The 12,740-nt window shown below is 72.7% G+C and carries 12 protein-coding genes; 8 read left to right on the forward strand and 4 right to left on the reverse strand.

Annotated features, from left to right (window positions below):
• Positions 1-147: 147 nt before the first annotated feature.
• The 3 genes from WMF44_RS02865 to WMF44_RS02875 all read right to left on the reverse strand — a co-directional run bounded on the left by WMF44_RS02865 (position 148) and on the right by WMF44_RS02875 (position 3,133).
• Positions 148-819, reverse strand: coding sequence for a hypothetical protein (locus WMF44_RS02865; RefSeq protein ID WP_437297574.1), 672 nt, complete (start codon positions 817-819; stop codon positions 148-150).
• A 523-nt stretch (positions 820-1,342) separates the two neighbouring features.
• Positions 1,343-2,035, reverse strand: a complete 693-nt coding sequence (locus tag WMF44_RS02870; protein WP_437297575.1) for a glutathione S-transferase N-terminal domain-containing protein — start codon at positions 2,033-2,035, stop codon at positions 1,343-1,345.
• 168 nt (positions 2,036-2,203) lie between these two features.
• Entirely contained in the window at positions 2,204-3,133 is a 930-nt protein-coding gene (locus WMF44_RS02875) for a homocysteine S-methyltransferase family protein (protein WP_437297576.1), read from the reverse strand.
• Between the two features lie 359 nt (positions 3,134-3,492).
• Between WMF44_RS02875 and WMF44_RS02880 the strand changes: the two genes are divergently transcribed.
• From WMF44_RS02880 to WMF44_RS02915, 8 genes are all read left to right on the forward strand, one after another.
• Positions 3,493-4,113, forward strand: coding sequence for a hypothetical protein (locus WMF44_RS02880; protein WP_437297577.1), 621 nt, complete (start codon positions 3,493-3,495; stop codon positions 4,111-4,113).
• A gap of 119 nt (positions 4,114-4,232) precedes the next feature.
• Complete coding sequence (locus WMF44_RS02885; protein ID WP_437297578.1) at positions 4,233-5,768, forward strand: S53 family peptidase; 1,536 nt, start codon at positions 4,233-4,235, stop codon at positions 5,766-5,768.
• A 23-nt stretch (positions 5,769-5,791) separates the two neighbouring features.
• Positions 5,792-6,694 (forward strand): hypothetical protein, encoded by a 903-nt coding sequence (locus WMF44_RS02890; RefSeq protein WP_437297579.1) that lies wholly within the window; start codon positions 5,792-5,794, stop codon positions 6,692-6,694.
• Between the two features lie 123 nt (positions 6,695-6,817).
• Positions 6,818-7,852 carry a L,D-transpeptidase gene (locus WMF44_RS02895; RefSeq protein ID WP_437297580.1) on the forward strand — a complete coding sequence of 345 codons (1,035 nt, stop codon included), beginning with the start codon at positions 6,818-6,820 and terminating at the stop codon, positions 7,850-7,852.
• 207 nt (positions 7,853-8,059) lie between these two features.
• A complete protein-coding gene (locus tag WMF44_RS02900) occupies positions 8,060-8,407 on the forward strand; it encodes a hypothetical protein (RefSeq protein ID WP_437297581.1) in 348 nt (115 codons plus the stop codon).
• Positions 8,397-9,872, forward strand: a complete 1,476-nt coding sequence (locus tag WMF44_RS02905) for a TolC family protein (protein WP_437297582.1) — start codon at positions 8,397-8,399, stop codon at positions 9,870-9,872. The genes WMF44_RS02900 and WMF44_RS02905 overlap by 11 nt, the downstream gene beginning before the upstream one ends.
• A 1-nt stretch (position 9,873) precedes the next feature.
• Positions 9,874-11,208, forward strand: a complete 1,335-nt coding sequence (locus WMF44_RS02910; protein WP_437297583.1) for a multicopper oxidase family protein — start codon at positions 9,874-9,876, stop codon at positions 11,206-11,208.
• A 240-nt stretch (positions 11,209-11,448) separates the two neighbouring features.
• The gene (locus tag WMF44_RS02915; protein ID WP_437297584.1) at positions 11,449-12,063 is read left to right on the forward strand and encodes a DUF2914 domain-containing protein; all 615 of its coding nucleotides are present in this window, start codon (positions 11,449-11,451) and stop codon (positions 12,061-12,063) included.
• Between the two features lie 44 nt (positions 12,064-12,107).
• Here the strand turns inward: WMF44_RS02915 and WMF44_RS02920 are convergent, their stop codons facing one another.
• Positions 12,108-12,713 (reverse strand): Uma2 family endonuclease, encoded by a 606-nt coding sequence (locus WMF44_RS02920; RefSeq protein WP_437297585.1) that lies wholly within the window; start codon positions 12,711-12,713, stop codon positions 12,108-12,110.
• Positions 12,714-12,740: the final 27 nt, after the last annotated feature.

Below are 12,740 nucleotides of genomic sequence, written 5' to 3' on the forward strand. Positions count from 1 at the left end.
ATGGTGCAGAGGGGGAGACCGCTGTGGAGCTCCAGACGATGCCCCGACCGACCCAGGCCGTGGCCAGTCGGGGCAATCTGGGCGATCGAGCGCGGGGGAGGTGCGCGCGGCCGGGCGCGCTCTCCTGGGATGAGCGCGCGCGAGGCGTTACGGCCGGCCCTGCTGGCCAGGCGCGGTGAGCTGGCCTTGCTGGCCGGGCGCGAGCTGCCCGAGGACGGGCGACTGGCCATAAGCGCCCGACTGGGAGATGGCGGCCTGGCCGAGACCGGCCTGCTGACCAGCATAGCCCTGGATCCCCTGGCTGGATTGCTGGCCGGCATAACCGCCCAACCCGGCCTTGGACGGCACCTGCGCCTGCCCGGGGAACATCCCGGCCTGGCTCGGCACGAGCGCGCCCTTGCCAGGGAACACCTCGCCCTTGCTGGGCCCGAGCGCGCCCTTGCTCGGTCCGAGCGCGCCCTTGCTGGGGAACATCTCGCCCTTGCTCGGCACGAGCGCGCCCTTGCTGGGGAACATCTCGCCCTTGCTCGGCACGAGCGTGCCCTTGCCGGGGAACATCTCGCCCTTGCTCGGTCCGAGCGCGCCCTTGCTGGGGAACATCTCGCCCTTGCTCGGGCCCATCTGGGCCTGTCCGGGCGCGAGCTGCGCCGCGCCCATCCCCAGGTACCCGCCTCGCTCCTCCTCCAACGCTTGCTCGACGGCCCCGATCTCGTCGTCACCGAGATCGCTCTGATCGAGGTCCGCGTCGTCCGTATTCACCGCACAACCGGCGGTCAGAGCGGCCAAAAGAAATGCAGGCACCAGCATCTTGCTATGCATCGACATGATCGTTTCCCCCCGATGTCCGCGAGGGCCCACCAGGCCCAGACATCTCGGCTCACCGCAGAGCAGAGTGTGTGCCTGGCGGAGCTGTGCAGACGTTTCCGCTCCCGGCGTGCTTGACGTCCGCGAAGGCGTCAATGCAGCGCGCTCGCGCGATCGGCGCCCCGCAGCGGAGCCCGCGCGATCCGGGCTGAGCGGATCGTCGAGGAGCGCTCATTCCCCTTTTCTCCGGCGAAAGGACGTGTCGGGTCCAGCCAGGGCGCACCAGCGGCCCGGCGCGCCCGGTGAAGCCCTGACGGCAGGGCGCGCCGCGCTGGTGGCCCCGCCCTGCTCAGGACGCTCTGCGGTGCGTCGCGCGTGGCGCGCTGGCGCGCTGGACGGCGCGCTGACGCGCTGGACGGCGCGCTGGAGCCTGGTCTGTCCGCCCCGGTCGCAGTCCGTCAGCGAGGCGCCGCGCGCCCAGGGCGCACCACCGCGCGATCGCGGGGGGCGCGGCCCCCGCGCGTGCGGGACGGGCGGCTCACGCCTCGGGCTTCTTCCCGAACAGCCACTTCTTCGCCTCGTCGTCCATCGGCTGGCTCGGGTTCCGCAGCTCATTCCCGACCGCGAGCCCGCGCTCGACGGCGGGCCTCGCGCGCACCGCGTCGAGCCACCGCTTGAAGTTCGGGAGCTCGTCGGCCGACACCCCGAACCGCTCGTGCGCCATCGCCCAGGGATGGCTCGCCATGTCGGCGATCGAGTACTCGCCAGCCAAAAAAGGCCGGTCCGCGAGCCGCTTGTCCATCACGCCATAGAGCCGCCGTACCTCGTTGGTATAGCGCTCGATCGCATAGGGGATCTTCTCCGGCGCATAGTGATTGAAATGGCCCGCCTGGCCGCTCATCGGGCCGAGGCCGCCCATCTGCCACATGAGCCACTGGGTCACCTCGTAACGACCGCGGACGTCGGAGGGGATGAACTTGCCCGTCTTCTCGGCGAGGTAAAGCAGGATCGCGCCCGACTCGAACACGGAGATCGGCGCCCCGCCGCCCGGAGGGTCGTGATCGACGATGGCGGGCATCCGGTTGTTGGGGCTGATCGCGAGGAACTCCGGCTTGAACTGCTCGCCCCGCCCGATGTTGACCGGGACGAGCTTGTACGGGAGGCCCGTCTCCTCGAGCATTATGCTGATCTTCCAGCCGTTCGGGGTGGGCCAGTAATAGAGATCGATCATCTTGCGCTCCGTGTCCGTCGATCGTCGCCGATCGCGACGGCGTGCTGTCTCAGGCGATGGATCGTGTCTGCCGGGCGCCGCGCCGCTCCGCGCTGGCGCCGCCCGGCTCGTCGGACAATCGGTGGCACGTCGCCCCGTGGGGAGCAACCGGCGTTTGGGCGCGTCGCCTCAGCGCGGCGATCCCGCCGGTTCGCGCGCGGGCCTCGCCCCGTCGACGAGCGCGCGCAGCGCCGCGATGTGCCCGGGCCCCGTCCCGCAGCACCCGCCCACGATCGTGGCGCCCGCCTCGAGCCAGCGGCGCGCGAGCTCCGCATAACGCGCGGCCGCCGAGCCGCGCTGGTCGACGCCAACGCTCCAGCCGAGCCCCTCGGCCTCCGCGCCCGCGTTCGCGTAGGCTCCGAACGGGACGCCGCACGCCGCGAGCCGCTCGATGTGCGCGAGCGTGCGAGTCGCCGGGGTGCAGTTGACGAGCACGGCGCTCGCGCCGCGGGCGGCCGCCTCCCGCGCGGCGAGCCCGACGTCCTCGGGCGAGAGCAGATCCGACCCAGGACCCGCCGTGAACGACACCCATGCTTCGAGGCCCGTGGCGACCGCCTCCTCCAGCGCCACGAGCGCCTCGCCGACATGCGGGAACGTCTCGCAGAGGAGGAGGTCGACGCCCGCGCTCGCGAGCGCCCGCGCGAGCTCGCGGTGCTCCCGCCGCGCGTCGGCAGGGCTCAGGTCGGGCCGGTAGCAATCCTCGAGCGGCGCGATGCTGCCGGCGACCCGGTGCTGTGGGCCCTCGCCGCGCACCGCCTCGCGCGCCAGCGAGACAGCCCGCGCCGCCAGCTCGGCCCAGGCGGCGCCCGCCTGCCTCTGCCTGGTGCGGAACGTGTTCGCCGTGTGCACCGTCGCGCCCGCGCGCGCGTAATCCCGATGGATCGCCCGGACCACGTCGCGGCCGCGCGCATCGAGCAGGGCCGCGGCGCTCCAGAGCGGCGCCGGCGTCGCGACCCCGCGCGCGGCGAGCTCGGTCCCGAGCGGGCCGTCGAGGACCACGATGGCAGCCTCGGCGGACACAGCAGCTGAACCGAGCGGCGATCTGGCCACGTCCTCCATGTAGGCTCCGGTATGTCCGCGGCCGGCTTCCACGGCAACCCCTGAGTCGGGTCATGGCCCGTCCGCGGCTCGGGGTAAGCGAGGCCCCGCACGGTGCACCGTCCCGACCACTGTGCGGCAGAAAGAACGATGGAATTCTCTTTCGCTCCGGGAAATTACTTGCCAGGTATGGGGGGCCTGCGGCACCGTTGAAATGAATTCATCTTCCCCTCATTCCACTCGACTCGCCGGAGTCGTGGCGTCCGACAAGCAAGCCATCGTTTGCAGGACCGACGCAGGACCGACATGGGGGAGCTCCCGCTGGCCCGCGCGAGGCCAGGCGAGCGCCGTCAGTGAGCCCATAAGAAAGGAACGCCATCATGATTCGACAGACCATCCGTTCTTCCAAATCGCTCGCTCTCAGTGTTGCGCTCGGCGTCATCGCAGCGGCCGGTTTCACCGGATGCGGCGCGTCGGAGGAGGCCCCCGTCGATGACGCGGTGACGCACGAGCGGATCACCCAGGCGGAGGTCTCGAAGGCCCTCGAGACGAGCGAGTTCCTGAGCCTCGACATGAGCCGAGACACGGTCTACGCCCTCGATTACTCGAGCGGGGCCATCGACTACGCGCGCATCAAGCTCTCCACCGGCAACGGCAAGGAGATCTTGCTCTCGGAGCAGATGGCCGCCATCGAGCAGGCCGACTACGGCGACTACCCGGCGCCCGTCCTGACCGAGGCGTCGGGCGATCGGTTCAGCATCTCCTCGGACGAGGCCGCCTTCGGGAAGCTGTCGGAGAGCGAGCTCGACCAGCTGAGGACCGACGGGTTCTTCTACACCGAGGAGCCCCCGTCGGGCCTCGGGGCGAAGCCGCAGAGCACCGACCCCGACTGCATCCACGCCTACTGCGAGGTATGTACCGACAACACGACCGGCGGGCGCCCCGAGACATGGAAGCCGGGCACCTACACCTGCTACCTCATCGAGCACGTGTGGTGCTGAGACGCGCCTGACGGACTCTCTCCCCCCTCGCTCGCAGGGCCTCGTTGATGCGTTCGCTCTCGGTTTGGTGCGCTGCGCTGCTCGCCCTCGGGGGCACAGCGTGCGGAAAAGACGGACCCGTGCTCCCGAGCGGCCTTCCCCGGCCGCTCGCGGGGATCTACATGGACTTCGGCGCGGCGCCGGAGGAGGACCGCTTCCGCGCGCTGATGGGGTTCCCGACCCGGGATGTCCCCGGGCTCGAGAGCGCGATCGAGGACATGTACGATCCCGGGAAGCCGGACACGTTCCGGAAGTACATGTCCGTCGAGACCTGGATGGAGCGCCACGCCCCGTCCGAGAGCGACGTCGCGGCCGTCGAAGACTGGCTCGTCCAGCAGGGGATGGAAATCCGGCGGCGCTCCAAGAACCGGCTCCTGCTCGAGTTCGCGGGCACGGTCGAGCAGTTCAATACCGCGTTCGACACCGAGCTCCGCGACTTCGAGCGCGAGAACCCCGCGGCCGGCGGCAAGCCGCTCCGCACGTTCGGCGCGCTCGATCCGCTCAGGCCGCCGCAGCGGATCATCGACCTCGCGTCGGGCGTCATCGCGGTCGAGATCCCCGCCGACACCGATCCGCTCCCGGGCGAGGGGGGCTCGATCGAGGAGGAGCCGCCGCCGGAGCCGGAACAGGGGTACACGCCCGCGCAGATCGCGCGGGCCTACGGGGTCGAAGCGCTCCACACCGGCGGCCACAGCGGGCAGGGCGTGAAGCTCGGCGTCGTTGTCGGGGCGACGTTCAAGACCCGGGATCTCCAGTCGTTCTGGCGGTCGTTTGGCATTCTCTCGCGGGACAACCCCGTCGAAGTGGTCACCGCCGATCCGATCTCCACGCGTTATGTCGAGAGCACGCTGGACATGCAGTGGTCGGGCGCGATGGCGCCCGAGGCAGAGCTCATCGCGTACCAGGGGCCGGACGCGCGCACCCACTCCATCCTCTATGCGTGGAACGAGGCGATCGCCGCCGGCGAGGTGTCGGTGCTCTCGACGTCGTTCGCGCACCGCGAGGAGACGGAGGCGCAGCCGATCCGCGAGCAATACAACGAGGCGGCGCGCATGGGCGCGGCGCTCGGGATGACGATCGTCGTCGCGAGCGGCGACTCGAGCAGGCCCGACGTGCCGTCGTCGAGCCCGTATGTGACGTGCGTCGGCGGGACGGTGCTCGAGCTCGGCGACGGCGGCGAGGTCGCGCGCGAGGTGGCGTGGAGCGGGTCCGGCTCGGGCCGATCGCGCGCCTTCGATACGCCGTGGTGGCAGGAGAGCGTCGTGACGGACACGCAGGGCACGCGCGCGGTCTCCGACGTCGCGCTGAGCTCGTCGTCAAATTTCCCGTACTGGCTCTACTTCCTGGGCGAGTGGGATCAGCGCGGCGGCACCTCGTTCGCGGCGCCGGTGTTCGCCGGGCTGATGGCGTCGGTGAACAGCCACCGGATCGCGCAGGGCAAGCCCGTCGCCGGGTGGCTGAACCGGGCGCTCTACACCGATGCGGGCGTGCAGGCCGCGTTCCGCGACATCACCGAGGGCAAGACCCCCGAGGGGTTCAGCGCGGGGCCCGGCTGGGACTATCCGACCGGCTGGGGCGCTCCGCTCGCGGACAAGCTCGCGGAGGCGCTCCCGTAGGAAAGCGTCATCCTCTGGGTCGGATGGCGCCCCCCGTCGCGTTCCTCTTCCTCTCGTTCGTGTCGCTGCCGCTCCTTACGGCGGCGGCGCTCGGCTGTGACCGCCCAGGCCGCTCCGCCGGTCCGGCGCCCGCGCCGCCCAGCGTCGCGCCTGCCCCCGCGCGGGAAGAGGCAGCGCGGGCCGCGGACGGCGGCGCGACGCCGGCGGCCGTCGCCGTGGACGCGGCCGCAGCTGCTGCGGGGGCTGCGCCGCTCCGCGCGGACGCGCCGTTCGTGGAGCTCCCTGTCGAGGGGTTTCCGAGCGCCGTGGTGTCGGTGCCGATCGGCGCCACCGCGCGGCGTCCCGTGCTCATCGCGTCGCACGGCAACTACGATCGTCCCGAGTGGCAGTGCCAGGTGTGGCGCGACATCGCGGGAGACGGCGTCTTCGTCCTGTGCCCGAGGGGCGTCGCGCGGCCCGATTCGCCGTCGGCGAGCGACGTCCGCTTCACGTACGAGAGCAACGCCCGCCTGGAGCAGGAGATCGACGCGGGGCTCGCGGCGCTGCGGGCGCGCTTTCCCGAGCACGTGGATCCCGGCGCGGTGCTCTACACAGGCTTCTCGCTGGGCGCGATCATGGGCTCCGCGATCGCCGCGCGCCGGGCGGCGCTCTTCCCGCGCCTCGTGCTCGTCGAGGGCGGACACGACAAGTGGACCCCGGCGACGGCCAAGGCGTTCGCGGACGGCGGCGGGCAGCGGGTCCTCTTCGTCTGCGCGCAGGCCGGGTGCGGCGGCGCCGCCGCCGCGGCCGCCGCGCGCCTGGAGAAAGCGGGGGTGCTGACGCGCGTGGCGCGCAGCAAGGAGGCCGGGCACCGGTACGACGGGCCTGTCGCCGAGGAGACCCGAAGGGCGCTGGATTGGCTGATCGACGGCGACGCGCGCTGGTGAACGCCGCTCGGCGACGCGAGGGGGAGCGCGCGCGTCGAACTGCCGCGGCTGCTCGGCGGATCGAGACGTCCCGCCGCGCCGGCCGGCCCGCGCCGGGGCGAGCCGTATCCGTACCGGTACGTCATGTCGCGGAAGCCGCCGCCGCACCTCTATGTGCACCTGCCCAGCGAGGCCGAGCAGCGGCGCGTCGAGGGGCGCTCGCGCGCCCAGGGCACGCCCGCGTGGTCCCGCCGCGACGAGGCGCTCCTGGGCGAGCCGGAGCCGCTCACGCCCTTCTTCGCGAGCCGCCGCGACCTGCCCAAGCCGGTAGGCGCTGCCGAGAAGGTCCGCTTCCCCGCGCACCGCGGGCGCGCGCGGGCGGACTCGGCCTTCGGCTTGATCGCCACCTTCGCGTGGACCGGGCGGCGCTTCGGCCTGACGACCGAGCTCGACCTCGTCCCGATCGATCGCACCTCGGCCGTCGCCCCCACCGCGATGCGCGGCGTGGAGGTGAAGGGCGAGGGGACCCCCGCGTTCGTCATGCACCACGGGGTGCGCACGCTGAAGCCGGACGCCTCGGGCGAGCTCAAGCCGGACGGCTGGGCGGCGCGCCGCTCCGGCTGGGTGCTCACCGGCAAGACGGCCGCCGCCGGCGCCTATGTTGAGACCGACGCGGGCGTGTGGATCCCCGCGTCCGCGCTGCGGGTCGCGCGGCTGGGCCGCGACTTCTGGGGGCACGCGGCGCGCGGAAGGAAGTGGATCGACATCTCCATCGAGCTCCAGACGCTCGTCGCCTACGAGGGCGAGCGCCCCGTCTTCGCGACCCTCGTCTCGACGGGCAGGGGCGAGCTCGGCGATCCCGCGACCACCAGCGCCACCGTGCAGGGCACGTTCTTCATCCGCGAGAAGCACGTCACGGCGACGATGGACGGCGACGAGCTCAGCGAGTCGTCCGTGGACCTGCGGGACGTGCCCTATGTCCAGTATTTCCACAACAGCTATGCGCTGCACGGCGTCTACTGGCACGACGCGTTCGGCAAGGTGCGGAGCAGCGGCTGCGTGAACCTCGCGCCCGCCGACGCGGCGTGGCTGTTCGCGTGGACCGATCCCCCCGTCCCCGAGAACTGGCACGCCGCGTTCAACGACAAGGGCGGGACGCTCGTGTACATCCACGCCTGACCGCGCGCGGCCCGGGGCGGCGACGTGTAATACCGCCGGGCCGCGCGCGTCGGCCATGCATGCAACCCGGGACGACGCTGCTCGCGATCCAATTTCCTGCGCTGAGCTCTGGAGCGATCGAGCTCAAATGCGGCATGAAGCCGCCGCGGGGCGCGGTCGCCCTCGGGCCCCGCACGTGATCGCACTCGCCACGCTGGAGCGACTTCCATGAAATCACCTCACCTCGCCGGCCTGAACGCCCTGCTGATGCTCGTCGCTGCGCTCGCCGGCTGCGCGCCGCGCAGCCTCCCCGCGAGCTTCCCCGCGTCCTCTGCTGCCTCACCGCAGGCCGCGGAGGCTCCCTCGCCGCGGATCGGCGTCGCCCTCTCGGAGGAGCCTCCGCTGCCCGGCGAGCCCGCCCCGGGCTGGGTCGGGCTCGAGCCGGCGGGGGCCGCGGGCGCCGGCGCCGACCCTCACCAGCACCACCACCACCATCATCACGGCCCGGCGCCGGCGAGGCCGCCGGAGGGCGGCCCGGCGGCTGCCACGCCCGAGGAGCCCGCCCATGCGCACTGAACGTCGGCGAGCCCGCGCGCGCGCCTCGCGCCTCCTGCCGCTCGCGGCGGGCCTCGCGCTCCTCTCCGCGGCCGGCTGCGCCGCCCCGTCGTCGACCGCCGACATGGCGCGGATCCGGGAGCTCTCCCGCCTCGAGCTCCCGAAGGGCGCGGCGTCGGAGGAGGTCGATCCGGCGCCGGCCGACGGCGCGCGCGCCCTCGGCCAGGCGCCGCGGCAGCCGCTCACCGCGGACGCCGCGGTGCGGATCGCGCTGCTCAACAACCGCGAGCTGCGCGCCGTGCTGAAGGAGGTCGGCGTCGCGCGGGGCAACCTCGAGCAGGCGGGCAAGCTGCCGAACCCGGAGATCGCGATCGAGGTCACGCCGCAGCAGGAGGGGGCCGAGCACGCGCACCTCGAGCTCGAGGTCGAGATCGACCTCACGTCGGCGCTCCTCTCGCCGCTCCACGCGAGGGCGGCGCGGTCGGAGCACGAGGCCGCGCGCTACCGCGCCGCGGGCGCGGTCGTCGATCTCGGCTACCAGGTGCGCGCCGCGTTCTACGCCGCGCAGGCGGCGGAGCAGCGCCTCGGCATCGCGAACCGCGCGCTCGACGCGTTCGCCGCGGCCCGCGACGCCGCCCGCGCGCTCTTCGAGGCGGGCAACGTCCCGGAGCTCGACGTGGCGACGCAGGAGGCGGGCTACGAGGAGGCGCGCGTCACGGCCGCGCAGATGGAGCTGGAGCTCCTCTCGCAGCGCGAGCGGCTCACCCGGCTGCTCGGCCTCTCCGGCGCGGCGACCTCCTGGACGATCGCCGGCGCGGTCCCCGCGGCGCCCGAGGCGCTCGCGACGCCGCCGCGCGCGGAGTCGCTGGCCTTGAAGGCGAGCCTCGAGCTCGCGGAGCTGCGCAGCCGGCTCGAGGCGGCGGCGGGGCGCGCCGGGGCCTTGCGCGCCGAGGGCTGGGTGCCGGACGTGGCGATCGGCGTGCACGGCGAGCGGGAGCTCGGCGCGAGCGGCGAGGCGCACGAGCACCCGTGGGTCCTCGGCGCCGGGGTCCGCCTCTCGCTCCCGCTCTTCGATCGGCGTCAAGGGGCCGAGGCCGCGCAGGCGGCGGAGTTCGACGGCCTGCTCGAGCGCTACCACGGCCGCGCCGTCGACGTCCGCTCGGCGGTCCGCGAGGCGCAGAGCCGGCTCTCGTTCGCGCACGCGCGCGCGCGGCACTACGAGCGCGTGATCCTCCCGGCGCGCAAGCGGGTGCTGGAGCAGACGTTGCTCCAGTACAACGCGATGCAGGTCGGGGTCTTCCAGCTGCTCTCGGCGCGCCGGGAGCAGCTCGACGCCGAGCTCGCGTCGGTCGAGGCGCTGCGCGAGCACTGGACGGCGAAGGCTGCGTTCGACGCGCTCCTGGCAGGGCGCCGCGTCGAGGCCGCGGGGGCCGGAGCTCCCGCGGCGATGCCGAGGGCCTCGGCCACCGGCGAAGGAGGGCATTGACATGGACCGACGTGCATTCATCCACGCGGGCGGTCTGGCCGCCGGCGCCGCCATCCTCACGCAAGGGCTCGCCCACGCGCAGCAGCGCCCTGGCGCGCCGCCCGCCGGGGGCGCCGCTGCGCCCCCGCCTCGCCGGACCGCGGCGCCCGGGGGGCAGCCCGCCGTGGTGACGCCGAACGGCAGCACGCTCCCGCTGCGCCTGGTGGACGGCGTGAAGGTCGGCCACCTCGTCGCCGGCCCCCTCGAGCACGAGATCGCCCCCGGGCTGAAGAGCGAGGTGTGGGGCTACAACGGGAGCACGCCCGGCCCGACCATCGAGGCGGTCGAGGGTGAGCGCCTGCGCATCTACGTGACGAACTCCCTGCCCGAGGCCACCACGGTCCACTGGCACGGCCTCGTGCTGCCGAACGGCATGGATGGAGTCGCCGGGCTCACCCAGCGCCCGATCGAGCCCGGCGAGACGTATGTTTACGAGTTCGTCGCGCGGTATCCGGGGACGTACATGTACCACTCGCATTTCGACGAGATGACCCAGATCGCGCTGGGCGCGGTGGGGATGTTCGTCGTGCACCCGAGGAGGCCGAGGGGGCCGCGCGTGGACCGGGATTTCGTGCTGATGACGCACGAGTGGAAGATCAACGCGGGGGCGCGCCGGCCCGACCCGAACGCGATGAGCGACTTCAACGTCCTCACGTTCAACGGCAAGGCGTTCCCCGCGACGGCGCCGCTCCTCGTCGGCCGCGGCGAGCGCGTGCGCGTGCGCCTCGGGAACCTCGGCCCGATGGATCACCACCCGATCCACCTGCACGGCCTGTCGTTCCAGGTCACGGCGACGGACGGCGGGTTCGTCCCCGAGTCGGCCCAGTACCCGGAGACGACGGTCCTGGTCCCGGTCGGCAGCACGCGGGTCATCGAGTTCGTCCCCGAGGAGCCGGGCGACTGGGCTGTGCACTGCCACATGACCCATCACACGATGATGCAGATGGGCCATGGCCTGCCGAACATGGTCGGCGCCCAGACCCGCGCGCTCGATCGGCGGATGAGCCGCGTGATGCCCGGCTACATGACGATGGGGACCACGGGGATGGGCGGCATGGGCGAGATGCCCATGCCGATCCCGGCGAACAGCCTGCCGATGCGCGGCGGGGCCGGGCCGTTCTCGTACATCGACATGGGGGGAATGTTCACCGTCCTCAAGGTCCGCGACGAGCCGGACAAGGCGGATCCGGCCGGGTGGTATGTGCACCCGGCCGGCACCGTGGCCGGGCCGGCGAGCGCCGAGCGGATGCGGGCGGACGGGATCGACCCTGCTTCTGGAGGGAAGCCGGGCGGGTGATCTCTCGACGTGAGTGAAGGCTCGCGGTCGGCATCTCGTCCGCGCGTCGACTCGAGGAGGCCTGGGGCTCGGGTCGATCGCGGCGGCGCGGGTCGGCCGTCTCGATGGACACACGGGGCGCGGCCGAGCGACCACAGGTCAGCCAGAATCTTCAACGATTTCAATGAGCCAGAAGCGGTCCACGCCTTGCCATATCCGGTGGCGAGGCCGGGACGCCCCGGATCACGGAGGAGTGCTTCGATGGCAATGAAGATGGCTCGACGGATGACGTTTCTGGCGCTTTGCACGGTCTCGCTCGCCGGCTGCGGCGAGCGTCACGACGCGCGGCCTCCGGCGCAGGCCGCTGCCGCGAGCCCCGCGGCGACGCAGTGCCCCGAGCCTGCAGCCGCCACGACGGCGGCGGCGCCCGCAAGCCTGCCGGCCGCGCCGGTGACGGCGCCCGCGCCGGACGTGAACGTCGTGGCGGACAAGGGGGGCAAGGGGAGCCGTGAGGCCAAGGAGAAGGCGAGGGGGGCGGCGGAGCTGAAGGTGAAGCGGCTGGTGATCGCGGAGGGGGTGAAGGACCGCGAGCCGGTGGCGCCGGGGACGACGTTCCACGCGCCGGAGACCCCGCGGCTCTATGCGTACCTGGAGGTCGAGAACCGGAGCGACGTGGAGGGCGAGGTGACGGTGGCGTTCGTCCCGCCGGGCGGCGGGGAGCCGGTCGGGAACGTGACGCTCGGGGTCGGGCCGTCGCCGCGGTGGCGGACGTGGGCGTTCACGCGCGGGGCGCGGAAGGCGGGGGAGTGGACGGCGGTCGTGCGGTCGGAGACGGGCGAAGAGCTCGCGCGCGCGCCGTTCGAGGTGACGCTGTAGCCGAGGGCGAGTGGGCGCGGGAGACGCGGGTCGTCCTCAGCGCGTCAGGGCGCGTCCTTCGGCGCTTCTCCCATCACATCGCGCTCGAAGACGTCCAGGTACACCCGGTCGACGTCGAGCGCGACGCCGAGGGACGACAGCTCTGCGTGCTCGCCCGGGCCGTGGATCCGGAGCAGCCAGCTGCCGTCTGGCTGCCGCGTGAACACCTCGATTCGCGGCGCCTTCTGCGATGCGAGCACGTACTCCTCGAGCGACGGTAGCGTCCTGTACTGGGCGAACTTGTCCCCGCGATCGTAGGCCTCGCTGGAGTCGGAGAGCACCTCGACGAGGACGCGTGGGTTCAGGAGCGTGTCGCGCTGCTCGTCTTCGAACTCGGGACGCGCGCAAACGACGGCGCCGTCGGGGTACACGTAGCGGCGTGTGGCGGCGATCTTGACGCGCATGTCGGAGGTGAGCACCCGGCACCCCCGACCGCGGAGCGCGTTCCGCAGCTCACCGAGGATGCTCGCGGCGATCGCGCTGTGCTCCAGCGTGCCGCCCGCCATGGCGAAGAGCTCACCGTCCGCGTATTCGTGGCGAAGCGGCGACGAACGCTCGAAGTCCAGGTACTCCTGCGGCGAAAGGCCGGTGCGGACCGCGGCTTGTGCCATGTCCCGCAGTTTCACCCGGGAGATGGA

The organism is Sorangium sp. So ce426 (assembly GCF_051475585.1).
GTDB lineage: Bacteria > Myxococcota_A > Polyangia > Polyangiales > Polyangiaceae > Sorangium > Sorangium cellulosum_B.